This window comes from Streptomyces sp. NPDC059785 (assembly GCF_042732375.1).
GTDB lineage: Bacteria > Actinomycetota > Actinomycetes > Streptomycetales > Streptomycetaceae > Streptomyces.
The window spans coordinates 246,939-268,944 of record NZ_JBHWHV010000003.1; the positions used below are offsets into that span (position 1 = coordinate 246,939).

Here is a 22,006-nt window from a genome sequence, read left to right on the forward strand (position 1 = left end):
CTTCCCTGAGCGCGGCCCGCTTTCTACGGTGATCGAGCAAGCCGAGAAATTCGCCACGAAGGCGAGAAGGCGAGAAGGCTCGATGACGGTGGAATTGAAGCGGATCCGCGCTCACGGCGTGGAATTGAATGTGGCCGTGGGCGGGGAAGGCCCGGCCGTGGTGCTGCTCCACGGTTTCCCGCACACCTGGCGGATATGGGAACCGGTCTTTCCCGAACTGACCAGAGACCGCACGGTGATCGCACCCGATCTGCGCGGTCTCGGCGATTCCGCGCGTCCCGCGTCGGGTTACACGGCGGCCGATGTGGCGGCGGACGTGGTCGCGCTGCTCGACGCACTGGACATCGGACAGGCCGACGTCGTCGGCATCGACCTCGGCACCCCGCCCGCCTTCCTGACGGGCCTGACGCATCCGGAGCGGGTGCGGCGCCTGGTGGTGATGGAAGCGCTGCTCGGCGGCCTGCCGGGCGCCGGGGAGTTCCTGCGGAACGGGCCTCCGTGGTGGTTCGGTTTCCACGCCGTCCCGGGTCTCGCCGAGAACGTCCTCACCGGCCACGAGGAGGAGTACCTCGACTTCTTCCTCCGGGCCGGCACGCTGGGCGACGGTGTCACCCCGGCGTTCCGTGCCGCCGTGCACGCCGCGTACACCGGACGGGACGCCCTGCGCGCGGCATTCGCCCACTACCGGTCTTTTCCGGAAAGCGCTCGGCAGATCGAGCGGGCGGCGGCGGACACCGGACTGGAGGTGCCCACGCTGGCGATCGGCTCCCATCCGGTCGGAAACGCCACCTATCGGCAAGTGCGGCCGATTGCCGAGGACGTGTCGGGAATCGTTCTGGAGAACTGCGGCCACATCGTCCCCCAGCACCGCCCGCGTGAACTCCTCGCGGCGCTGCGGCCGTTCCTGGCGTGAAAGCCCGCCCGCGGCACACTCACATCCCGGCGGCCACGGTCTTCACCGGCTGCCTGGTTACGATGGGCGCGAACGGTGAAGCCGTACGGAAGCCGGTGAGCGCGATGGGACGACGGGGTGATCTCTTCAGCCCCGCGTGCCCGACGCGGAACCTGCTCGACCGGATCGGCGACAAGTGGACGTCCATGGCCGTCAAGGTGCTCGCCGGGGCCCACCCCGCCGAGGTCCGCTTCTCGGAGCTGCGGCGCGCCATGCCCGGCGTCTCGCAGAAGATGCTGTCCGTGACGCTGCGCGGCCTGCACCGCGACGGCCTGGTCACCCGCCGGGTGGAGGACACCGTCCCGCCCCGCGTCCACTACGGCCTGACCGAACTGGGTCTCTCCCTCGACGCTCCGCTGGCCGCGCTCCGCGACTGGGCCGAGGCGCACATGGCCCGGATCGACGAGAACGGCCAGGACTGGGACGCGGCCCACGGCAAGGCGGCCGACTGACACGCCGGGGCCGGGGCGGTCAGTGGAAGATCCGGCTGTCGACGTACCCGCTCGCCACGAGCCGGCCGTCCGCGTCCCGTACGGCGACCTGGGTGTGCGTCGAGCTGCGGGCCCGGTGCACGACGGTCGCCGTCGCCCGCAGGCCGGTACGGGCGGGGGCGAGGTAGGTCACCGACAGGTTCGAGGTCGCCCCGCCGGTGGCCTCGTCCCCGGCCGTCAGACCCGAGGCGGACGCGGCGGCGCCGGCGGTGTCGACCAGGGCCGCGACGACACCGCCGTGCAGCGTGCCGGGGGTCGTCGTCAGATGGTCGGCGAACGGCAGCGCCAGGACGACCGAGTCGGCCTCGGCTGCGACGAGCGTCATCCCCATGCTCTTCGCGACGGGGGACGCCATGACGGCACTGTCGATCCACTGGCGCGCGATCTGATCCATCCGCGTGTCCTCTCTCGACGAACGGTGCCCTGTGATGCTCCCGGCACGGCGGACGGCTGTCGATTACCCGTGAGGTAAAGGGAGTCGCCGCGGGCCGGTGCCGTCAGGCCCCGGCCTCTACGGGACATCCGCCCCCTGACGGCAGCGACAGGTGCTTCCGCCGTGGCGGCGGGCGTACCGTCACGGCCGCGCTCCGAGGGGCGGGCGCGCGGGGCGCGCTGCTCAGCGGCCCAGGCGCCGGTTCCGGTCGAAGCGGACCAGGACCAGCACCAGCCGCCAGAACCCGGCGACCGCCCCGACCAGCCCGCCGGCCGTCAGCACGGTCCTGCCCGCCGGTTCGTGGACGCCGAGGAGCAGAGCGGGGATCAACGCCACGCCCAGCACGGCCGCCGCCAGCAGCACGGCGGTCACCAGGGCGAACCCGATCTCCACCGTCATCGCATCCTTCTCCACCCGCGATTCGCGCCCCGCGTCCATGGCGTCAGTGTCACACAACACGCCCTAGAAGGGCCGGTCACCGGCGATGGCGACGCGCTCGGCCACGCGGCGGTGGGGCCCGTAGTCGTTGACCGCGTAGTGCTGGGTCGCGCGGTTGTCCCAGAAGGCGACATCGCCCTGCTGCCAGCGGAACCGTACCTGGAACTCGGGCACATGGGCCTGCTGGAACAGCAGCCGCAGCAACCGGTCGCTCTCCGCCCGCTCCAGGCCGACGATCCGGGTGGTGAAGGACGCGTTGACGAAGAGCATGCGCCGTCCGGTCTCCGGGTGCCGCCGCACCACGGGGTGCTCGACCGGCGGGAACCGCTCCTGGAACGGTGCGAGTCGCCCGGCCGGGTAGAAGCGGGCGAAGCCCGGCAGGAAGTCGTGCACGGCACGGGCGCCGTCGATCCGGGCCTTCACCTCCTCCGGCAGGTTGTCGTAGGCCGCGGCCATGTCCGCCCACATGGTGTCGCCGCCGAACGGCGGTACCTCGCGCAGTTGCAGTACGGCGCCGAGCGCGGGCCGCGGGCGGAAGGTGACGTCGGTGTGCCAGACGTTCTCGAATGTCGGGGTGGCCCCGGCCGCCTTGTCGAAGCGCACCACCTCGTCGTCGTCACCGGTGGCCAGCAGCGGGTTCGTCTCCAGCTCGCCCCAGTTGCGGGCGAAGCCGCGCTGGGCGGCGGAGGTGAGGTGCTGGCCGCGGAAGAAGAGCACCTTCCACTCCAGCAGGGCACGGTTCAGCTCGTCCCGCAGCGCGTCCGTCAGCGGGCGGGACAGGTCCACGCCCCGTATCTCCGCGCCGATCGTCCGTGCCTGCGGCACCAACTCGAAGAGACTGTAGGGACGTTCGGGGACTCCGGCGGGCAGCCGGTCGAGGACGCGGGCGCCCTCGTAGAGGCCGTCGGCGGGGATGCGGTGGTCGCGCAGGACGGGCGGGGCGACGGGTGCGGTGGTCATCGGGGCATCTCCTGGTGATCGGGGCGGACGACGGGAGCCGCCGAACGGAGGGTGGTGCGGCATCGGCCCGGGAGCCCGGCCCGGGGTCGGGGGACGGGGCACCGGTGACGGATGCGGGCGGACCGCGAGAGGAGAGGGCCGGCTACGGACCAGGGTGTGCGGGGATCGGGTCCGGCCGGGGCGTCGGGGTCAGCGACAGCTACGACAGCGACAGGAACGGCCGGGGGCCGGGGGAGAACCGACCCGGCCGCGGCGGCGCAGGAAGCTCAGGCCGCGGGAAGCGCACGCGCCGTACTCGCCGCGGCACGTCGGCCGGGCTTCGCACAGGATCGGGTACGCGGTCATGACCAGCACGGTAGCACCAGCTTTCGCATGCGTGCGCTCCCCGGGACGGCAAAGATCTACTCCGGCCCTCGGGACGTCGCCCCGGCCGCACCCACCCCTCCCGGGCCGTCCGCGTGCTCAGGAACCGCCCCGCTCGCGGGGCAGCTTCTGGCCCGCCTCGACCGCCACCGGCAGCCGGTTCTCCGCGGGCGGCAGCGGGCAGGTGGCCAGATCCGTGTAGGCGCACGGCAGGTTCGCCGCACGGTTGAAGTCCAGTACGACCGTGCCGTCCGCCGTGGACGGTTCCACGGTGAGCACGCGGTTGGCGGCGTACGTGGTGACGCCGGACGTGGCGTCGGTGAACAGCACCGTCAGCCGTCCCGGGGCGGGTCCGGGGAACGCGGTCAACGACATGGGCTGCCCGTCCAGTTCGAACTCGATCCGGCCGGGTGCGTCGTACACGTGCTCAAGTCCCTCGACCGCGGCGCCCACGGTGGTGGGACGCGGTTCGTCGAAGGGCACGTAGCGGCCGGTGACGACCCAGCGCGGGTCGGGCGCGTAGGCGGGCGTGCCGGTGAAGGCGGTGCGCAGCGGAGCGGTTGGATGGCGGGGCCGCACGATGTCGTTGCCGCCGCGCCTGGCCACTTCGATCACGGCGTCGCCCCAGACCGCGTTGACGCTGCCGCGATCGGGGATCACCCCGAAGCGGTGCTCGCCGCGCACCGCGGTTCTGTCCACGACCAGTTCCTCGTCGCCATCGAGGATCACGGTGACCCCGTCGGCGCCGGTGCGCCAACTGCCGGGGGCGTCCGGGAAGCGCCGCGGCCGGTCGTCGAGCCAGTGCAGGCCGGTGATCGCGAGGAACCCGTGCGGGCCGGCGAGCCGTTCCTCCTGCGCCCGGTACCAGTCCAGCCAGTCGCGGGTGAAGGCCTGAAGCTCAGTGGTCTCGGCCTGGGTGGTCATCATGTCTCCTTCGCCTCGAAGTGATTGCGTCGGTCGCCGCGGGCCGGGTCGGGCGTCAGGCCAGTTCGCCCAGGAGCGCCCAGGTGCGGCGCCGGTCGGCGTCGCCGGCGATCTCCGTGCTCGTGAAGACCACCTCCGTCGCGCCGGCGTCCCGGTAGCGCCGTACCTCGGCGGCGACCGCCTTCTCGTCGCCGATCACGGCCAGGTCGGACGCCCGCCGGACGCCGGAGAGTTCGATCACCCGGGCGTAGGACGGGATCTGGGACGGGCGCGGAACGCCGACAGGAACTGCTCGACGTAGCCGGGGGCGTCGCCGCTGGCCGTCGGGACGAAGCACACCCTCGGCCGGGACGTCCGCGCCTGACCGAGCACCCAGTCGTCCAGCAGACCGTCGCCGTCGATGGAGAAGCCCCCGCCGAGGAGGGCCAGACGGCGTTGTGGAACGGCAGCCACGCGGGGCCTCCTCGGTGCACGGCACGGACGCGGACGACGCCCCGAACGGTGTCAGGACACCGGCTGTGTCCGCAATCGGAAAAGACCGGTCCGCGCCCCGGCCGGTGACGGCGTCACGCCGCCCGTTCGGCGTCCAGGGGCTCGGCGGAGGACGGGACGGCGGGGCGCCGGCCCGGCAGGGAGTACCGCAGGACGCGCATCCAGGCGGAGGTGTACTGGCGGGCGAGCGAGCCCGTGTTGTAGGGCAGGCCGTACTTCTCGCACAGGGCCCGCACCTGGGGGGCGATCTGGGCCAGGCGGTTGTTGGGCACCTCGGGGAAGAGGTGGTGCTCGATCTGGTGGCTCAGGTTCCCGGTGGCGATGTGCAGCAGGGGGCTGCCCTCGATGTTGGCCGAGCCGAGCAACTGGCGCAGGTACCAGTCGCCGCGTGTCTCGTCCCGTACCTCGTCCGGGGTGTAGGTCTCCACATCCTCGTGGAAGTGGCCGACGAAGATGACCGAGGCGACCCAGAAGTTGCGGACGAGGTCCGCGCCGACGTTGCCGAGCAGGCACGGCACCGCCGAGGGCCCCGACAGCAGCGGGATCAGCACATAGTCCTTCGCGGCCCGGCGCACCGCCTTGGCCAGCAGGGCGCCGGTGTCCCTGAGGAACGCCCCGGTGCTCTTGCGGCCCTCCCGCACGGCGTCGTACTCCAGCTCGTAGACGGCCAGCGACCAGTCGAAGAGGAGGTTGAGCATCAGGTAGTAGAGCGGCTGGGGGAGGTTCAGGGGGTGCCAGGGCTGTTCGTCGCTCAGCCGCAGGACCGTGACACCGAAGTCGCGGTCCTTGCCGACGACGTTGGTCCAGACGTGGTGGTTGTCGTTGTGGCCGTGCTTCCAGCCCTCCTCGGAGGTGAGCAGGTCCCACCGGTAGGTGGTGGAGTGGATCCGCGGGTCGCGCATCCAGTCCCACTGGCCGTGCAGCACGCTGTGCCCGATCTCCGCGTTGTCCAGGATCTTGGAGCAGGCGAGCAGGGCGGTGCCGGCGAACCAGGCGGGCGGGAAGAGCGACACCGCCAGGGCCGCGCGGCCGCCCACCTCCAGACCGCGCCGGACGGCGAACAGACGGCGGATGTAGCGTGCGTCTGTCTCCCCGCGCGAGGCGAGTACCTCGTCGCGGATCCGGTCGAGCGCGGCACCGAACTCCTTGATGCCGGTCTCGTCCAGGTGCGCGGTTGAGGTTGCGGTGCTCATGGACTGGCTCCTCACAGTTCGATTGCCACCGGGCCGGCCGCGGCCGACACACAGGTCTGGATCAGGTCTCCTTCCTCTCCGTGCGCCCGGCCGGTCCGCAGGTCGCGCACCCGGCCGTGGACGAGGGGCAGGATGCAGCCGAAGCAGATGCCCATCCGGCAGCCGTACGGCATGGGCAGGCCGAGGTCCTCGCCGACGGCGAGCAGCGGCGTCGAGGCGTCGGCGTCGGCCTCCACCCCCGTTTCGGTGAACCGGACCCGCCCGCCGCCCCCGCCGCCGTCCGCCGTCCGGAACACCGGGTGGAAGCGCTCGGTGTGCAGCCGGTCCGCCAGCCCGTGGCGGTCCCAGTACCGCTCCACGTCGTCCAGCATCCCGGCGGGCCCGCAGGCCCAGGTCTGCCGCTCCCGCCAGTCGGGGCACACCTCGGGCAGCCGCGCCGTGGTCAGCCGGGCCCGCGGACCACCGCCCGCGCGCGTGAAGTGCTCGTGCAGCCGGAAGCGCGGGAACCGGGCGGCCAGCCCCCGCAGTTCGGCGCCGAAGATGACGTCCTGCCGGGTCGGCGCCGAGTGCGCCATCACCGTGTCGGGCAGCCGGCCCCGGGCGGCCAGCGTGCGCAGCATGGCCATCACCGGTGTGATGCCGCTGCCCGCGGTCAGGAACAGCAGCCGGCGCGGCACCGGCCGCCCGAGCACGAACCCGCCCCGCGCCGGGCTCAGCCACAGCAGCGTGCCGGGCACCGTCCGGTGCGCCAGGTGCCGGGACACCGTCCCGTACGGGCTCGCCCGGACCGTGATCCGGATCCGGCCGTCGCGGGCACCGGCGGGGGAGGACAGGGAGAACATGCGCCAGTGCAGCACCCCGTCGATCTCGGTGCCGACCCGCACGTACTGGCCCGGGAGATGGCCCCGCCAGCCCAGCCCGGGGCGGAGCACCAGGGTGGTCGCGTCGGGGGTCTCCGGCAGTACGGCCTCCACCCGCCCGCGCAGGTCGCGCACGGCCCACAGCGGGTTCGCCAGGGCCAGGTACTCGTCCAGGCGCAAGGGGGTCGTCAGCAGGCTCGTACCGCGCACCAGGCCGCGCGTGCTCCAGGAAACCACCGATGCCGCGAAGTTCACCGATTCCTCCCGTCACGAGGCGCGCAGGTGCCCCGCGGTGATGGGTCGGTCGCACAGTGATGGGTCGGTCGCGCCGTGACGGACCGGTGCCGTCCGGCCGGGGCAACTTACCAACCGGGCCGCGCGGTGAGCCACGCCCGCCCGGACCGGCGGCCGCCTTTTGCGCCGATTCCGCCGCGGCCCGGGCGGCGGGGCCGCGGAGCCGTGCCCCGGGTGCCGGGCGCGCCGCTGACGTGACCGTGCCCCGCCGGGCCGCGCGGCCGTCCCCGGGGGCGGTCCGGGGCCCGGCGCCGGCGTACTGGCCGGTGGGTGTGCCCGGTGGGGCCACGTTGCCCCCGAGACACGGGGGCGGTCGCACAGCCGTCCCGCCCGGCCTGTCCTGATACCGGCCCGGGGGGTTCAACTACCGGAGCCTTACCCGGGGTTCGCACCTAGCGTGAGGGCCCGACACGAAGCCGGGCCGGTACATGGACCTGAAGCCGGTCCCGCACCGCATTCCGCCGGGAGGACCCGTGTTCCCTGCACAAGGACCCAGGCTGCCGATCAACCCGCTCGAGGCCGCCTCCGCGATGACCGCCAAGGCGGCCGGGGCCCTGCCCATGGTGGGCGAGGGGCTCGCCGCGGCCCAGTCCGCCGCGGTCGCCACGCAGGTCGCCGCCGCGCTGACCCAGGCGCCGGGAATCGACGACTGGTCCGCCCGCCCCGACGAGGAGCATCCGCGCCCGGTCGTCCTCGTCCACGGCACCTTCGGCAACGCCGAGACCTACTGGCTCGTCACCGCGCCCATCCTGGCCGCCGCCGGCTACAGCGTCTTCCGGGCCGACTACGGCGCGGACCCGCGCATCCCCGTCTTCCACGGCCTGACCTCCATGGAGAAGTCGGCCCAGGAGCTGGCCGCCTTCGTGGACCAGGTGCTGGCCGCCACCGGCGCGGAGCAGGTCGACATGATCGGGCACTCGCAGGGCGGGATGCTGCCGCGCTACTACCTCAAGTTCCTCGGCGGCGCGAAGAAGGTGCACCACCTCATCGGGCTGTCCCCGAACAACCACGGCACCACGGCGCACGGCATGACCGCGCTGATGAAGCAGTACCCCATCACGCTCGAACTGACCGACGTGGTGTCGCCCGCGTGCACCGAACAGCACAAGGACAGCGCGTTCATGACCAAGCTGAACGAGGGCGGCGACACCGTGCCGGGCGTGAAGTACACCGTCATCGCCACCAAGTACGACGAGGTCGTCACCCCGTACACGTCGTGCTGGCTCAAGGGCACGGACGTGCGCAACGTGCTGCTCCAGGACGTGTGTCCCACCGACCTGAGCATGCACGGCACCATCGTCTACTCGCCGTACGCGATGCGTGAGGTGCTCAACGCGCTGGCGGGGCGGGTCCCGGCGGCCAAGAAGAAGGAGGGCACGGCCGCCGCGAAGGAGACCACCACCGCGTAGCGGCGGGGGCGGTCAGGTGCCCGTGCGGAGCGCGGGCACCAGCCGCCGTGCCGCCTCGGCGAGCTGGGCCCGCTGGGTCTCCGGGTCGAGGGAGCCGATCCGCAGCACCACGTGCCGGGCCCCGGCGCGCACATAGCCGCCGAGCCACCGCGCGCACTCCGACGCCGTGCCGTACCCGTACGCCTGGAAGGCCGTCATCCGTTCCAGCGGCTGCCCGTAGTAGGCGTGCGTGTAGGCGTCGAGCTGTTTGCGCGCACGCTCCCGGTCGGGGTCGATGAGCACGGTGGCGTACAGGCCGGGGACGATCGCGTCCGGTGCCCGGCCGTGCTCGGCGGCCAGCCGGCGGATCCGGCCCCAGGCCCGCGCGTACAGCCCGGCGTCCGGCAGGAACGGCAGCCAGCCGTCGTAGAGCCGCGCCACCCGCCGGACGACGCGCGCGGTGTCGCTGCCCGCCAGCCACAGCGGAGGGCCGCCCGGCGCGGCCGGGGGCGGCAGCCGGTCGAGGCCGGCGCCCTCGCGGTCCGGGCCGCCGGGCGCGCCCCAGGGGTCCTCGTCCGGCCACGGGCCGGTGGCGGCGGGACGGCCCCACGCGCGCCGCCACACGGCCGCGGTTTCGTCCAGGCGCGCGGCCCGCCCGGCGAACGGCACCCCCACCGCCGCGAACTCCGCCTCGGTCTCCGGCACCGGGAAACCCGCACCGAGCCCGACGACCAGCCGGCCGTCGGCGGCCCGGTCCACGCTCGCGACCTGGTGCGCGCCGATCGCAGGAGGGCGCAGGGCCGCGGTGAGGGCCGCCGTGCCCAGCGTGATCCCGCTGGTCACGGCCGCCGCCGAGGCGAGCACCACCAGCGGGTCGAGCCGGGGGCGGGCGAGCAGCGAGTCGCCCGTCCACACGGAGTCAAAGCCCAGTCGCTCGGCCTCCCGGGCGAAGTCCAGCAGAGGTGCCATCGCCCACTCCCCGACGGCCGCCGACTCCCGGGAAGGGAGCAGCACCCCCATCCGCACACGGTCCCCTCCGGCAGTCATCTCACGGCCTCCTCGGTCGGCAAGTCCGTCGGCTCACACTTCAGTTGACCTTGCGTTCCCGGCCCTCCCACAGCCGGTCGCGCAGCGCACGGCGCAGCACCTTGCCGTTCGCGTTGCGCGGCAGCTCCGCCAGGAACTCGTACGCGGTCGGGATCTTGAAGTCGGCGACGCGGCCCTTGAGATGGAGCATCAGCTCGCGCGGGGACGCCAGCTGTCCCGACCGCAGGGTGACGTACGCGTGCACGGACTCGCCCCAGCGGTCGTCGGGGGCGCCGACGACCGCCGCGCCGGCCACCGCAGGGTGCGCGGCGAGCGCGTTCTCGACCTCGACCGGGTAGATGTTCTCGCCGCCGACGATGATCGTGTCGTGCAGGCGGTCGCACAGGAACAGATAGCCGTCCGCGTCGAGCCGGCCCGCGTCGCCCATGCGGATCCAGCCGCCCTGGACCGTGGCGCGGGTGGCCTCCGGCTGCCCGTGGTAGCCCAGCATGCGGGCCGGGCTGCGCACCCAGACCTCGCCGACCTCGCCCGGCGGCAGCGTCTCACCGCGCTCGCCGACGACCTTCAGCTCCACGCCCGGGTACGTACGGCCCGCGGACGGCAGCCGCGGGCTGTCCGGGACGTGGTCCGCGGGCGGCAGACAGGCGGCGAAGTTCCCGGTCTCGCTGCTGCCGTAGATCTGGGCGAACGCGCAGTCCAGCGTCCGCAGGCACTGGCGCAGCAGCGTCGGGGAGATCGGCGCGCCCCCGTAGACGACCTTGCGCAGGGTGCGGAACGCGGCGGGCGTCGCGCGGGGCTCGGCCAGCAGCATCTGGAGCATGGCGGGGGTCAGCAGGGCGCCGGTGACGCCGAGTTCGCCGATCAGCCGCAGCACGTCCTGGGCGATGAACACCGGAGTGCTGACCATGGTGACCCCGGCGACGAACCCCTGCATCGCGTACGACAGACCGCCGGCGTGGAACCCGGGCATGCCGATCAGACACCGGTCACCGGGCAGGAAGTCCACCCAGTCGCAGCCGTGCCGTTCGACGGCCTCGGCGACGCCGAAGAAGCTGCGGTGCGCGAGCACCACACCCTTGGGCAGCCCGGTGGTGCCGCTGGTGTAGATCTGCGCCACGGCGTCGTCGGGCCCGGTGCCCGGTTCGAGGTCGCGGTCGGGGCTGTCCGCCTTCCACGCGGCGAAGCCGGTGCCGCGGCCCGTGCGGGGGTCCAGGGACACCACCTGCCGCAGCCGCGGCAGCGCGATGCGCAGCCGTGCCGCGGCGGCCGGCTCCGCGGTCTCGGTGAACAGGACCTCCGCGCCCGAGTCGCGCAGGATGTGCGCGGCCTCCTCCGGGGCGAGCTTCCAGCTGACCGGGACCAGGACCGCCCCGCTCTTGGCACAGGCGAGGGCGATCTCGTAGAGACTCTCCGACTCCTTGCCGAGATAGGCGACGCGGGAACCCGGGCGGGTGCCCGCCGCGCGCAGCGCGTGCGCGGTGCGGTTGCTCTCCCGGTGCAGCCGCCCGTAGGTGACGGCACGGCCCTCGCACAGGACCGCCGGGTGGTCCGGGCGGTCCGCGGCCCGGCGGGCCGCCACCTCGGCGAGCGTCCGGGGGCGCGCGGTGGTGCCGTCGTCCGTGGCGTCCATGGCGTCCATGGCCCCTCTCAGTCGCGGGCGAGCTGCTGGTCGAGGAAGTCGGTGAGCCGCCCGACGGACGGGTGGTCGAAGGCGGCCGAGGCGGGCAGCGGCACCCTGAGGGCGGTCTCCAGGGCGTTCTTGAGCTCCACGGCGGCCAGCGAGTCCAGGCCCAGGTCGAGGAAGACCGCGTCCGGCTCCACCTCCTCCGCGCTGTCGAACCGCAGGACGCCCGCGGTCTTCGCGCGGACGAACGCGTTGAGGGCGGCCTTGCGTTCGTCCGGCGGCAGCGCGGCCAGCGCGGCGGGGTCGGGCAGGTCCTGCCGCCGCGCCGGGCGCCGGCCGTCCAGGAGGTGCCGGTAGAGGCTGTGCGTCTCGGCCTTGCCGTCCGCGTACCGGTCCCAGTCGCAGTCGACGGCCAGGACCTGTGGCGCGGACTGCCCCAGCAGCGTCCGCAGCGCGCGCATGCCGTCGGCGGGCCGCATGAACGTGACGCCCTGGGCGCGGATGTTCCCGGCGAGCGGTGCGCTCAGCCGGGCGGACATGCCGACCTCGGACCACGGGCCCCAGTTGATGCTCAGGCCGGGCAGCCCGCGGGCCGCGCGCCAGCGCAGCAGCCCGTCCAGGTAGGCGTTGCCCGCCGCGTAGTTGGCCTGTCCCGGTCCGCCGAGGACGGCGGCGACGGAGGAGTAGCCCACAAAGAACTCCAGCTCGGGGAAGGACGCCACGGCCTCGTGCAGCAGCCGGGTGCCGTACACCTTGGGCCGGAGCACGGTGTCGATGTTCTCCCAGGTCAGCGCGGACACCGGCATGTCGGCCAGCACGCCCGCCGCGTGCACGACACCGCCCACCGGGTACGGGGACGCCTTCAGCGCGGCCGTGATCCGCGCCAGGTCGGCGGGGTCGGCGACGTCCCCCCGGACCACGCTGACCTCGACGCCCTCGCCGAGCGCGGGCGGGGACGTGGGCGCGGCCCCGGCGGCCTTCCCGCGGCCGACCAGCGTCAGGTGGCGGGCGCCGAGCCGGGCTAGTTCGCGCGCCGTCACCAGACCGAGCCCGCCGAGCCCGCCGGTGACGAGGTACGTGCGGTCGGGGCGGACGGCGAACGGCGGCGCGGGCCGGTCCACGCCGTCGCCGGACATCCGCAGCACCAGCTTGCCGGTGCTCGCGCCCCGGCCGAGCACGGAGAACGCCTCCTCCGTCTCGTCCGGTGAGTAGACGGTGGTGGTGACCGGCCGGAGCCGGCCGTCGGCCATCCGCTCCATGACGGTCCCCAGGATGCGGCGGGTGTGCTCCTGCGCCTGCTCCTCGGGCAGTTCACTGAGGTCGAAGCGGTGGTACGTCACGTCCGGGCGCTCGCGGCGGACCTGCTCGGGGGTCCAGGTGCCGACCTTGCCCAGCTCCACGAACCGTCCGCCGGACGCCAGGCAGCGCAGGCCCGCCGGGATGAAGTCCTTGTTGAGGCTGTTGAGTACGACGTCGACGCCCCGGCCGCCGGTGGCGGCGAGTACCTCGTCGGCGAAGTCCAGGGTGCGGGAGTTCATGATGTGCCCGATGCCCTGGGCGCGCAGCAGCGGCCATTTGCCGGGGCTCGCCGTGGCGTACACCTCGGCCCCCGCGAGCCGGGCGACCTGGACGGCCGCCTGCCCGACCCCGCCGGCCGCGGCGTGCACGAGCACCCGGTCGCCCGGCCGCAGCCCGGCGAGGTCGTGCAGCGCGTAGTGCGCGGTGACGAACACCGTCGGCACCCCGGCCGCCTCGGTCAGGGTGAGCGAGGCGGGCTTGCGCACCGCGAACCCGGAAGGGACGGTCAGCCGCCGGGTCATGCAGCCGAGGGCGGCGACGGCCACCTCGTCGCCCGGCCGGAAGGCCGCGTCGGGGCCCGCCGCGAGGACGGTGCCCGCGCATTCCAGACCGAGCGGCTGCGCCTCGTACGCGGTGCCGGTGTCCTCGGCGTGCGCCTTGATCAGGCCCAGGGCGTTGAGCACGTCCTTGAAGTTCAGCCCGGCGGCGTGCACGGCGACCTGGATCCGGTCGCCGGTGGGCGGCACGTCCTCGGCGGGCTCGGGGCGGACGCCGGCGAACGAGCCGTACTCCCCGACGGCGAGCCGCACGTTGGCGTCCCGCGGACCGTCCGGATCGACGGGGAACAGCCGCCGCACATGCCGGTGCCCCGCCCGGTAGGCGACCTGGAACTCCGCGGAGTCGCCCGGCCACTCCTGGAGCAGTACGGCGGCGCCGCCGTCCGCGCCGTCCGAGGCGGACAGGTCGACCAGGGTCACCCGGTGGCCGGGGTACTCGTGCCACAGCGCCTGCCCGAACCCCCACAGGGTGGCGGCGGCGGACGGCCCGGTCCCGCGCGGGGAGTCGCCCGGCAGCAGCTGGGCGTCCTCGGTGACCAGCCACAGCCGCTGCCCGGCGCCGAAGCCCGCCTTGTCCAGGGCGGCGAGGAGCGCCAGGAGTTCGCGGTAGTTGTGCTCGCACTCGGCGCGCAGTCCGGCCGCGTCCGTGCCGTCGCCCGGCCGCCAGAACCAGCACACGTCGGTGGGCCGCTGGTCGCGCAGCACCTCGGCGGCCTCGTCGGCACCGGCGGCGAACACCAGCTCCGTCGCCGCCGTCGCCGCCCGGACGGTCAGGGCGGCGAGTTCGCGCTCGGTACGGCCGAGCACCAGGACCCGGCGCGGCTCCCGGGCCGGCTGCCCGGCCTGCGAACGCTTCACCCACCGCGGTTCGTGGAAGACCCGGCGGGCGGCGGGGGAGTGGGCGGCGACACGCTTCAGGCCGATGCCGGTCAGCTCCAGGACCGGCTCGTCGCCGTCCAGCAGGACGAGATCGGCGAGCACGTCCACGTTCCGGGCGCCCTCCGGCGGTGCGGGGGAGATCCGGGTCACGGCGCGCAGCTTCCCGGCCACGGGCCGCCGCAGCAGCCGCAGCCGGCCGAACCGGACCGGCAGACACGGTTCGCCGTCCTCGTCGAGCACCGCCATGGCGTGCATGGCGCTGTCCGTCAGCGCGGGCGGCACCTGCTCACCGGCGCCGGGGCGCAGCCCGCGCAGAGCGCCCACGGCGGTCCGCGCGTCCAGCCGGTGGGCCCGGCGCACCCGGCGGAACTCCGGGCCGTAGTCCACGCCCACGGCCGACATCCGGGCGTACAGCTCCTCGGCACCGACGGCGGAGCCGGACTCCTCGGCCGCCCCGGCCGCGGCACACAGCTCCGTCCCGGCGCGGGTGAGCGGTTCCCCGGGGGCCGGCTCCACGCCCAGTACGGCCCTGGCGTGGCACCGCTCGAAGGTCCCGTCCCGGCCCGCGATCCGGGTGACGATCTCGGCCTCCGCCGTGCCGTCGTCCCGTGGCCGCAGCCGGGTGACCAGTTCGGCCGTCCGGTCGGCGGCGAGGAAGAGGGGCTCCAGGACGCGTACGTCCTCGACCGGGCGGCGGGTGTGGCCGTACACCGCGTCCTGGAGGGCGAGCAGCACCTCCAGATGGCCGGTGCCGGGGAAGACCACCTGGCCGAGGACGACGTGGTCGGCGAGCCACGCCGGGTGCGCCGCATCCACCCGCGCGCTGAACTCCCGTACCCCGCCCGGCCCTTCGCCGCTTTCCGCGCCGAGCAGCGGATGGTGCCGCCCGCCCGCGGCGGCCACCGCGCCCCGGTCGCGGCCGCGCGGCGCGGGCATCCAGTACGGCTTGCGGTCGAAGGCGTACGTCGGCAGAGAGGCGGGCCGGGTGACGGCGGGGCCGTGGAAGCCGCGCCAGGACACCGGGAGCCCCGCCGTGTACATCCGGGCGAGCGCGTTGAGGACCGTGCCGTCGTCGGTGTCGGACGGGCGCGGCCCGCCCAGCCACAGCTGGTCGTCGGCGGGCACGCAGCGCCGGGCGAGGGAGGTGAGGGTCGAGTCGGGGCCGATCTCCACGAAGGCGTGCGGGCCGCGCCCGGCCACCGTGGCCATGCCGCCCGCGAAGTCGACGGTGCCGCGCAGCTGGGAGGCCCAGTAGTCGGGGTGCGTCAGCTCACCCAGGCCGGCGACCCGGCCGGTCAGTGTGGAGACGAGGGTCAGCCGCGGCTCACGGAAGCGGATGTCCTTGAGCGCGTCGCGGAAGGGGCCGGTGATGTCGTCCATCAGCGGCGAGTGGAAGGCGTGCGAGACGGCCAGCTCCCGGACCTCCACACCGCGCCCGCGCAGCACCGCACACACCTCGTCCAGCGCCTGCCGGCCGCCCGAGACGACGCACTGGAGCGGCGCGTTGACGCAGGCGACCGCGAGATCGGGATGGTCCGCCAGCAACGGCGCGACCACGTCGGCCGGGGCGGACACCCCGGCCATGCCGCCCGGCGCGGTGACCGAGTCCATCAGCCGGGCCCGCGCCGCCACCAGCGCCACGGCGTCCTCGAGCGGGAACACCCCCGCCACGGCCGCCGCCGTGATCTCCCCGATGCTGTGCCCGATCAGCACGCCCGGACGCACGCCCCAGGACAGCCAGAGCTGCGCCAGCGCGTACTCCAGGCAGAACAGGGCGGGCTGGGTGTAGACGGTGCGGTGGATCTCGGTGGGGTCCGCCGCCCGGCCGAGCACCAGGTCCCGCACCGACCGGCCCAGATACGGCGCGAACAGCCGGCAGCACTGGTCCAGGTGCTCGGTGAAGATCTGATGCCGCCCGTACAGCGCCCTGCCCATGCCCGGGTACTGCGAGCCCTGACCGGTGAACAGGAACGCCGTCCTGCGGCTGCCGCCGCCCGTCCCGGCACCCGGCCCGGGGCCCCGGTCGAGCAGCCGCGCCAGCTCGTCGCGGTCCCGGACGACTCCGGCGAGCCGCAGCGGGAAGTGCGCGCGCCCGAGCGCCGCCGTCCGGCACACATCGGCGGCGGAGACCTCCGGATGCTCCGTCAGATACGCCCGGTAGCGGGCGATCTGGCGGTCCAGGGAGGCGGGGCTGCGCGCCGACAGGGTGAAGACCTGGGGCCGGCCGACCGCGATCGGCGCGGGCTCCGGGGCCGGGGACGGCGCCTCCTCGACCACGACGCAGCCGAGCGTGCCGGCGATGCCGAAGCCGTTGACCAGGGCGCGCCGGGGCCGTCCGCCGGTCCAGGGGGCGGGGCGCAGCGGCACCGTCACCGGGCAGCGGTCCCAGGGGATGCGCGGTGAGGGGGCGGTGAGGTTCAGGTGCGGGTAGAAGACGCCCTCGCGCATCTGGAGCAGCACCTTGACGATGCCGCAGACCCCGGCGGCCGACTCCAGGTGCCCCACATTGGTCTTGACGGAGCCGACGACCACCGGATCGGTCCTGCTGTGCGAGCCGGCGAACGCGTCGCTGATGGAACCCAGCTCGATGGGGTCGCCCAGCGGGGTGCCGGTGCCGTGCGCCTCGACGTACTGGATGTCGCCGGGCGCGCAGCCCGCGTCGGCGAGCGCGGCCCGCATGACGGTCTCCTGCGCCAGGCCGTTGGGCGCGGTCAGGCCCGCGCTCTCGCCGTCCGCGCACACCGCCGAGCCGCGCAGCAGCCCCATGATCCGGTCGCCGTCGCGCTCCGCGTCGGACAGCCGCTTGAGTACGAGGACGCCGCAGCCCTCGCCCCGGCTGTAGCCGTCGGCGCTCTCGTCGAAGGTGTTGCACCGGCCCGAGCCGCCGAGCATGCCGGCCTTGACCAGGATGCTGTGGATCAGCGGGTGGTGGACGGCGTTCACCCCGCCGCACAGGGCGAGGTCGCACTCGCGGCGGCGCAGGCCCTGGGCGGCCAGGTGCGCGGCCGTCAGCGAGGAGGCACAGGCGGTGTCGACGCTGAGGCAGGGGCCGCGCAGCCCGAGGAAGTAGGAGAGCCGTCCGGCCACCGCGCTGTGCGCGGACCCGGGGACGAGCGAGCCGTCCAGGTCCCGGCCCGCCAGGGCGACCGACTCCGCCACCCAGTCCATCGACATGACGCCCATGTAGACGCCGCTGTTCCCGTGCCGCAGCCCCGTGGGATCGATGTTCGCGTCCTCCAGCGCCTGCCACGCGGTCTCCAGCGCCAACCGCTGCTGAGGGTCGATGTAAAGGGCTTCTTTCGGGGACGTACGGAAGAACTTCGCGTCGAACCGGTCGAGTCCCTCGATGAAATGACCCGCCGGTGTGTCCCTTTCTTTTCCGCCGTTCTCGGACACCCAGCGGTCCGCCGGGACCGGGCCTTCGGCGGAGCGGCCCTCGCGCAGGAAAGCGGCGAATTCGTCGAGACTCTCGCTGCCGCCGGGAAAACGAAGGCCCGCCCCGACGACGGCGATGGGCTCGTGCTTTTCCCGGTGCAGCCGGTCGATGGTGCGCCGCTGTTCGCGTACGGTGTCCAGCGCCTCCTGGAGCCGGTCGGTGACGTCCTTGGACGCGGACGCGTCTGACATGGCTGGTTCCTTCCTCGGCGGCACTCGGGGGGACGCTCGACGGGGCGCGCGACGCGGCTCAGCGGGCCGGTTCCTCGAAGAGGTCGGACAGGACGTCGGTGACCATGTGCTCCAGCAGACGGGCCAGGTTCGGCGTGTTGAAAAGGACATTCGAGCTGATCTCGCGGCCGAACAGCACCTCGAGCCGCTGCTTGAGCTCCGTCGCGCGCAGCGAGGTGAGGCCGAGGTCGAAGAAGTTCCCGTCCAGCGGGAACTCCTCCTCCTCGCTCATCAGGAGACTGGCCCTGAACTCCCGGGCCAGCAGGGTGCGCAGCGCCTCCCGGCGTTCGGACAGCGGCAGCCGGCCGATCCCGTCGGCCGTCCGTGTGCGGTGTGTCGTCAAGCGTGCCCCCTCGTTGTGCGGCCGCCGTCCCGGCGAAACCGGGAATACACCCGGAATGCTGCGGAGAATGATTACGCGGTTGAATTCACGCCTGCTCAGGATTCCGGTGACGTCACTCAACCAGAATCGGCTGACGTACCGCTGACACGTCGCTGACTCTCCATTTCGCGAGCGGTCGCGCGATGGCACACTGCAAAGCCGTTGGCGGCCTTCGAATGGGGTGAGCGATGGAAGACGGGACGGACATCGCGGGGGAACTGGACCGGACACTCAAAACGATCGGCCTGAACCGGGAAGGCGCGGTGAGCACCTTGTCGGTGACCGGCCGGGACCCCCTGGTGCGGTCGCGGCTGCGGATGGGCGCCGCGATCGGCGTGCCGCTGCTCGCGGCGGCGGTCGGCGCCGCGCAGATCTGGCAGCGGCGCACCGGACGGACCCAGCGCCTCGCCCTCGACCTGGGCCAGGGGCTGCACCGCATGTCCCCGTTCCTGGGCGGCGGCTCCACCCTCAACGGCGCCTTCTCCAGCATGGGTTCGCTGACCGGCCTGGACGGCATGGCACCGGTGATCTGGGACTTCTACCGCACGGCCGACGACCGCTGGGTCATCCCGATCGCCTGCTACCCCCGCATCCGCGACGAACTGCTCGCCCTCCTGGGCTGCCCGCACACCAGGAAGCACATCGCGGCCGCCGTCGAGCGCTGGGACTCCGCGGCTCTGGAGGAGGCGGCCGCCGCGCAGGGCGTGCCGCTCGCGATCGCGCGCAGCCGCGACGAATTCCTCGACCACCCGCAGGGCCGGGCGGTGCTGCGGACACCCGTGGTGACGGTCGAGCGGATCGGCGACGCGCCGCCCGTCGCGCTGCCGACGGGACCCCGGCCGCTGTCCTCGCTGCGCTGTCTGCAATTCACCCACGTCCTGGCCGGTACGGCCACCGGGCGGGCCCTGGCCGAGTACGGCGCGGACGTGCTGCACGTCTGCGAGACCGACTCCTTCGAGCACGAGGTGGTCTGGCACGAGTCCGCGGCGGGCAGCCGGTCGGCCCGCCTGGACCTGCGCGAGCGCGACGCGGGCCGGGACGCCTTCGACGCACTGCTGCGCGACGCCGACGTCTTCGTGCACAACCACCGGCCCGCCAAGGCCGCGCGGCTCGGCCTGACCGCCGAGGAGTGCGCCGCCGCGGCCCCCGGCATCATCCACTGCGCCGTCACCGCCTACGGCGACACCGGACCCTGGCACCGGCGCGGCGGCTTCGACCAGCAGGCACAGGCGTTCACCGGCATCAGTCTGCGCGAGGGCCGCGACGGCCGGCCCGCGCTGCCGCCCGGCCGGATGCTCAGCGACTACGTCGCCGCGCACCTCGCCGCCGCCGGCATCATGGCCGCCGTCGTCCGCCGGGCCCACGAGGGCGGCAGCTACGCCGTAAGGCTCTCGCTCACCTCCGTGGCCAACTGGTGCTGGGAACTGGGCAGTCCGGGCAGGGCCGAGCTGGACGCTCTGCCCGAGGACGCGCTGCCGCCCGCGCCCGAGTGGCAGGTCCGTGACACCCCGCTCGGGGAACTGCGCCACCCCGCCCCGCCCGTCCGGCTCAGCGAGACCCCACCGGCCTGGGACGATCCGGTCCTCGTGCCGCGCGGCTCCAGCCGGCCCGCCTGGCGCCCCCGGCCCGCCGGCTGAACGGCACCGCGCCAGTGCGCCGACGGACGATCACACGGGCCGGGAAGCGGCCCGCACCACCGAACCGTGGGAGGACGCCGTGGTGACGCCCCGCGACCGGGCCACAGCCGTGCGCAACGCACCACCGCCACGCGAACAGACCCCGACGGAGGGGCAGCCGCCGCCGCGTGAGCAGCCCCTGCCGGGTGAGCGGTCCTCGGCGGGCGAGCGGTCCTTGGCGGACAGGCGGTTGTCGCCCCGCGAGCAGCCCTCGACGGGTGAGCAGACGCCGTGCCATGAGCTGTCACGGCCGCACGGACCATTGCCGTCCCGTGAGCAGCGGTCCGGGGTGGGCGGGCAGCCGTCGGTCCGCGAACAGGTCCCGGCAGCCGACCGGTTGCCGCCGCGCGAGCGGCCCTCGGCGGACAGCCGGTCGTCGCCGCGCGAGCAGCCCCCGCCGGACAGCCGGTCGTCACCCCGCGAGCAGCCGCCGACCGGTGACCAGGCTGCGCCGCGCGAGGAGCCGTTGCGCAGCTATCAGTCGTACATCGATGGCCGGGACGTCGCGGGTGAGGGATGGGTCTACACCGTCAGTGCCGGGTCGTTGCTGGAGGACGTCTTCACCAGCGTGTGTCTGAAGCGCGCGCTGGAACGCGACCCGGACCCGGACTCCGCCGCCGCCCGCCACCCCTACGTCGTCGGCCGGGTCGCCGTCGCGGGCGACGCGGGCTGCGAGGCGGCCCTGCGCGCCGCGGCGGCCACGGCCCCGGCCTGGGCGGCCGTACCGCTGGAGCGGCGCATGCGCCTCGGCCCGCTCTTCCGCGAGCGACTGGCCCGCCACCGCGAGGAGTTCCTGGACCTGCTGGTGGCCGAGGGGCACCCGCTGCGGCTGGCCCGCTGGCAGCTCGGCGGCCTGATGGAGATGTACGGGCCGGAGAGCTGCGCCTGGTACCTGCGGTGCATGCACACCGAGTTCCGGCACGCCGGACGCCGTCTCGTCGTACGCCGCCAGCCCGACGGAGTCGTGTGCCTGAACCCGCCGCAGAACGCCCCCGGACCCAGCGCCGCCCTCGCGGTGCTGATGCTGATGGCGGGCAACGCCGTCGTCGTCCGCGCCCCGCGCAGCATCGCCCTGAGCACCATGTTCGTCCTGCGTGAACTGGTCGCCCCGGTCCTCGCGGAGGCCGGCGCCCCGCCGGGCGTCCTCGGCGCCGTGTGCGGCAACCCGGGGCGGATGATCGACCAGTGGCTCGACAGCCCCCTGGTGGACGACATCTTCTACATCGGCGGCAGCGAGGAGGGGCTGCGCTTCCAGCAGCGGTGCGTCGCCGCGGGCAAGAAGCCCGTACTGGAACTGGGCGGCAACGACGGCGTGGTCGTCTGGAAGGACGCCGACCTCCCCCTCGCCGCCGAGGCCGCGGCCGAGTCCTTCTACGGCTCGGGCCAGATCTGCATGGTCCCCAACTACGTCGTCGCCCACCCGGACGCCGCCGACGCCCTGCTCGCCGAACTGAAGCGGACGGCGGCCGAGATCCGCCCCGGGCACCCCGGGCAGGAGGACGTGCTGCTCTCCCCGGTACGGCGCAGCGAGCGGTTCTTCGCGCTGCTCGGCGGGGCCCTGGACGCCGGGGCGGAGCTGGTCTGCGGCGGGCACCGCATCGAGGCGGACGGCACCCGCTCCGACACCGGCGTGTTCCTGGAGCCCACGGTGGTCCGGGTGAACGGCCTGACGGCCGCCCGGAACCTGGAGACGGTGCGCCGCGAGACGTTCTTCCCGCTGCTGCCCGTCGTCGTCGCCGAACCGGCCCCGGACCACGTGCTCCTCGACCGGTTCATCGACTTCGTGAACGCCAACGACTACGGCCTGCGCAACTCGCTGTGGGCCCGGGACGACGCGGTCGTGGACGCCTTCGTCCGCCGGGTGGTCAACGGGGGCCTGCTCAAGGTGAACGACTCCCACATCGGCTTCCTGCCCTGTCTGCCCACCCACGGCGGCACCGGCCTGACCGGCGGCGTCCACGGCGAGGGCAACTACCCGATGCTGAAGACCTCGCACGTGCAGGGCGTCAGCATCAGCCCCGGCGCCGGCCCGCGCGCCACCGTCTTCGGCGTCTGACACCGGTCCGCGGGCCCGTCGCGGGCCCGCGG

15 protein-coding genes and 2 pseudogenes are annotated in these 22,006 nt (G+C 74.0%); 5 read left to right on the top strand and 12 right to left on the bottom strand.

The features are described 5' to 3' along the window. Positions 1 to 82: 82 nt before the first annotated feature. Positions 83 to 913, top strand: coding sequence for an alpha/beta fold hydrolase (locus tag ACFV6E_RS03685; RefSeq protein WP_385459174.1), 831 nt, complete (start codon positions 83 to 85; stop codon positions 911 to 913). A 104-nt stretch (positions 914 to 1,017) separates the two neighbouring features. Then, positions 1,018 to 1,404 (top strand): winged helix-turn-helix transcriptional regulator, encoded by a 387-nt coding sequence (locus ACFV6E_RS03690; RefSeq protein WP_385168927.1) that lies wholly within the window; start codon positions 1,018 to 1,020, stop codon positions 1,402 to 1,404. A 19-nt stretch (positions 1,405 to 1,423) separates the two neighbouring features. On the opposite strand, the gene ACFV6E_RS03695 is transcribed toward ACFV6E_RS03690, so the two are convergent. From ACFV6E_RS03695 to ACFV6E_RS03730, 8 genes and pseudogenes are all read right to left on the bottom strand, one after another. After that, a complete protein-coding gene (locus tag ACFV6E_RS03695; RefSeq protein WP_385168929.1) occupies positions 1,424 to 1,837 on the bottom strand; it encodes a PaaI family thioesterase in 414 nt (137 codons plus the stop codon). Between the two features lie 222 nt (positions 1,838 to 2,059). Next, positions 2,060 to 2,314 (bottom strand): DUF6332 family protein, encoded by a 255-nt coding sequence (locus ACFV6E_RS03700; RefSeq protein WP_385168932.1) that lies wholly within the window; start codon positions 2,312 to 2,314, stop codon positions 2,060 to 2,062. Positions 2,315 to 2,338: 24 nt separating this feature from the next. Beyond that, positions 2,339 to 3,274 (bottom strand): TauD/TfdA dioxygenase family protein, encoded by a 936-nt coding sequence (locus ACFV6E_RS03705; RefSeq protein WP_385459176.1) that lies wholly within the window; start codon positions 3,272 to 3,274, stop codon positions 2,339 to 2,341. Between the two features lie 462 nt (positions 3,275 to 3,736). Further along, positions 3,737 to 4,561: a DUF1684 domain-containing protein gene (locus ACFV6E_RS03710; protein WP_385459178.1), complete on the bottom strand. Its 825-nt coding sequence runs from the start codon at positions 4,559 to 4,561 to the stop codon at positions 3,737 to 3,739. Between the two features lie 55 nt (positions 4,562 to 4,616). Then, positions 4,617 to 4,823: pseudogene (locus tag ACFV6E_RS03715) on the bottom strand (LLM class F420-dependent oxidoreductase); the annotation flags it as partial. A 2-nt stretch (positions 4,824 to 4,825) separates the two neighbouring features. Beyond that, positions 4,826 to 5,014, bottom strand: a pseudogene (locus tag ACFV6E_RS03720) (Type 1 glutamine amidotransferase-like domain-containing protein); the annotation flags it as partial. A gap of 113 nt (positions 5,015 to 5,127) precedes the next feature. After that, positions 5,128 to 6,246 carry a fatty acid desaturase family protein gene (locus ACFV6E_RS03725; RefSeq protein WP_385168944.1) on the bottom strand — a complete coding sequence of 373 codons (1,119 nt, stop codon included), beginning with the start codon at positions 6,244 to 6,246 and terminating at the stop codon, positions 5,128 to 5,130. Positions 6,247 to 6,257: 11 nt separating this feature from the next. Then, positions 6,258 to 7,361 carry a ferredoxin reductase gene (locus ACFV6E_RS03730; RefSeq protein WP_385459180.1) on the bottom strand — a complete coding sequence of 368 codons (1,104 nt, stop codon included), beginning with the start codon at positions 7,359 to 7,361 and terminating at the stop codon, positions 6,258 to 6,260. Between the two features lie 569 nt (positions 7,362 to 7,930). Here ACFV6E_RS03730 and ACFV6E_RS03735 point away from each other — a divergent pair. Next, positions 7,931 to 8,809, top strand: a complete 879-nt coding sequence (locus ACFV6E_RS03735) for an esterase/lipase family protein (protein WP_385459205.1) — start codon at positions 7,931 to 7,933, stop codon at positions 8,807 to 8,809. 12 nt (positions 8,810 to 8,821) lie between these two features. Here the strand turns inward: ACFV6E_RS03735 and ACFV6E_RS03740 are convergent, their stop codons facing one another. Genes ACFV6E_RS03740 through ACFV6E_RS03755 form a run of 4 tightly spaced genes read right to left on the bottom strand, consistent with a single transcriptional unit; the run spans position 8,822 to position 18,203 of the window. After that, positions 8,822 to 9,835 (bottom strand): LLM class flavin-dependent oxidoreductase, encoded by a 1,014-nt coding sequence (locus ACFV6E_RS03740; RefSeq protein WP_385459182.1) that lies wholly within the window; start codon positions 9,833 to 9,835, stop codon positions 8,822 to 8,824. A 40-nt stretch (positions 9,836 to 9,875) separates the two neighbouring features. After that, positions 9,876 to 11,474 carry a long-chain-fatty-acid--CoA ligase gene (locus ACFV6E_RS03745; protein ID WP_385459183.1) on the bottom strand — a complete coding sequence of 533 codons (1,599 nt, stop codon included), beginning with the start codon at positions 11,472 to 11,474 and terminating at the stop codon, positions 9,876 to 9,878. Between the two features lie 8 nt (positions 11,475 to 11,482). Beyond that, positions 11,483 to 17,821 carry an SDR family NAD(P)-dependent oxidoreductase gene (locus ACFV6E_RS03750; RefSeq protein WP_385459185.1) on the bottom strand — a complete coding sequence of 2,113 codons (6,339 nt, stop codon included), beginning with the start codon at positions 17,819 to 17,821 and terminating at the stop codon, positions 11,483 to 11,485. Positions 17,822 to 17,879: 58 nt separating this feature from the next. After that, positions 17,880 to 18,203, bottom strand: coding sequence for an acyl carrier protein (locus ACFV6E_RS03755; protein WP_385177430.1), 324 nt, complete (start codon positions 18,201 to 18,203; stop codon positions 17,880 to 17,882). 227 nt (positions 18,204 to 18,430) lie between these two features. On the opposite strand from ACFV6E_RS03755, the gene ACFV6E_RS03760 reads away from it, so the two are divergent. Next, the gene (locus ACFV6E_RS03760; protein WP_385177432.1) at positions 18,431 to 19,879 is read left to right on the top strand and encodes a CoA transferase; all 1,449 of its coding nucleotides are present in this window, start codon (positions 18,431 to 18,433) and stop codon (positions 19,877 to 19,879) included. A gap of 505 nt (positions 19,880 to 20,384) precedes the next feature. After that, on the top strand, positions 20,385 to 21,974 hold the full coding sequence (locus tag ACFV6E_RS03765) for an aldehyde dehydrogenase family protein (protein WP_385177434.1): 1,590 nt from the start codon (positions 20,385 to 20,387) through the stop codon (positions 21,972 to 21,974). Positions 21,975 to 22,006: the final 32 nt, after the last annotated feature.

Bases quoted from the DNA above. Each gene is read 5' to 3' on its own strand.
- ACFV6E_RS03695 (WP_385168929.1), bottom strand. From the start codon at position 1,837: ATGGATCAGATCGCGCGCCAGTGGATCGACAGTGCCGTCATGGCGTCC.
- ACFV6E_RS03690 (WP_385168927.1), top strand. From the start codon at position 1,018: ATGGGACGACGGGGTGATCTCTTCAGCCCCGCGTGCCCGACGCGGAAC.
- ACFV6E_RS03735 (WP_385459205.1), top strand. From the start codon at position 7,931: ATGACCGCCAAGGCGGCCGGGGCCCTGCCCATGGTGGGCGAGGGGCTC.
- ACFV6E_RS03740 (WP_385459182.1), bottom strand. From the start codon at position 9,835: ATGACTGCCGGAGGGGACCGTGTGCGGATGGGGGTGCTGCTCCCTTCC.
- ACFV6E_RS03760 (WP_385177432.1), top strand. From the start codon at position 18,431: ATGGAAGACGGGACGGACATCGCGGGGGAACTGGACCGGACACTCAAA.
- ACFV6E_RS03705 (WP_385459176.1), bottom strand. From the start codon at position 3,274: ATGACCACCGCACCCGTCGCCCCGCCCGTCCTGCGCGACCACCGCATC.
- ACFV6E_RS03745 (WP_385459183.1), bottom strand. From the start codon at position 11,474: ATGGACGCCATGGACGCCACGGACGACGGCACCACCGCGCGCCCCCGG.
- ACFV6E_RS03710 (WP_385459178.1), bottom strand. From the start codon at position 4,561: ATGACCACCCAGGCCGAGACCACTGAGCTTCAGGCCTTCACCCGCGAC.
- ACFV6E_RS03725 (WP_385168944.1), bottom strand. From the start codon at position 6,246: ATGAGCACCGCAACCTCAACCGCGCACCTGGACGAGACCGGCATCAAG.
- ACFV6E_RS03700 (WP_385168932.1), bottom strand. From the start codon at position 2,314: ATGGACGCGGGGCGCGAATCGCGGGTGGAGAAGGATGCGATGACGGTG.
- ACFV6E_RS03685 (WP_385459174.1), top strand. From the start codon at position 83: ATGACGGTGGAATTGAAGCGGATCCGCGCTCACGGCGTGGAATTGAAT.
- ACFV6E_RS03750 (WP_385459185.1), bottom strand. From the start codon at position 17,821: ATGTCAGACGCGTCCGCGTCCAAGGACGTCACCGACCGGCTCCAGGAG.